The organism is Terrimonas ferruginea DSM 30193 (genome assembly GCF_000425585.1).
Taxonomy (GTDB): Bacteria; Bacteroidota; Bacteroidia; order Chitinophagales; family Chitinophagaceae; genus Terrimonas; species Terrimonas ferruginea.
Genome location: NZ_AUDS01000037.1, coordinates 1 through 1,203, shown reverse-complemented (window position 1 = coordinate 1,203; position 1,203 = coordinate 1). Strand labels below are relative to the sequence as shown.

At 50.8% G+C, this 1,203-nt stretch carries 1 pseudogene; it reads left to right on the top strand.

Going from position 1 to position 1,203, the window contains the following annotated elements:
* Positions 1-28: 28 nt before the first annotated feature.
* Positions 29-1,203: pseudogene (locus tag H608_RS22225) on the top strand (hypothetical protein); the annotation flags it as partial.

Genomic DNA, 1,203 nt, shown 5'->3' with positions numbered 1-1,203 from the left:
CGCGTCGCGAGGTGTGCAAACTGCTTATGTGCATAATACAACTACGGATGCAGTACGTATCTGGAACCTTGGTGCAGTGAGCGGTGATTTTGCTGGTTATACCACACCGGGTATCTATCCCGAAGGAGAACTCTATAAAACGATCACCACGGACGAACACAGCAAGCAGGTGATCGAATACAAGGATAAAGACGGACTGGTAGTACTCAAGAAAGTCCAGTTAACGGCTACTGCAGATAATGGAACCGGCAGTGGACATACAGGCTGGCTCTGTACCTATTATATTTACGACAAACAAAACCGGTTGGCCGGTGTGATCCAACCGGTTGGTGTGGAAGCACTGGCTGGCAGCAGTTGGTCGTTAACAACAACGATTTTAAACGAACAGACCTTCCGCTACGCCTACGACGAACGGGGCAGAATGATCACTAAACAAGTACCCGGCGCCAAACCGGTGTACATGGTCTATGATAACAAAGACCGCCTGGTGCTGACGCAGGACGGTAACCTGAGAAGCAGTAACCAATGGCTGGTGACGCTGTATGATTATTTGAACCGCCCGGTACAAACTGGTCTGTGGACCAGCAACCAGACCCGGAGCTGGCAGCAGACACAAGCCAATGCAGCCACCACGGACTATCCGTTTGCGGCGACATCAACGCCCGGATCAGGTTGGGACAGACTAACGCGAACGCATTATGATGATTATGCGGGTTTACCAAGCGGCTTATCGGCGACTTTTTTAACGACCTGGAACAGCCATTTTTTAGCGGCTTCGACAAGCTTTCCGTTTCCGGTAACGCCCACGCAAAGAACCAGCAATGTCAAAGGGATGGCGACCTGGAGTGAGGTGAAAGTGTTGAAGAGCGGTACGCCGGTTTATCTCGCTACCGTCACTATCTATGATGAAAAGGGCAGGGTGATCCAGGTACAGAGCCAGAACATCACGGGTAGTGTAGACGTAGCCACCACGCAATACAGTTGGTCAGGCCAACCCTTGATCACGGTACAAAAACTGGCAACGGCCACGCAAACGACTACCGCTGTTACCAAAACGACCTATGATGATCTCGGCCGAGTAGTAAAAGTTGAAAAGAAGACCGGTACCAGCGATGTGGCGCTGCCCACGAACTTCAAAGTCTTAAGCGAAATGGCTTACGATGCGCTCGGTCAACTCAAAACCAAAAAGCTGGGCAGAAAAAA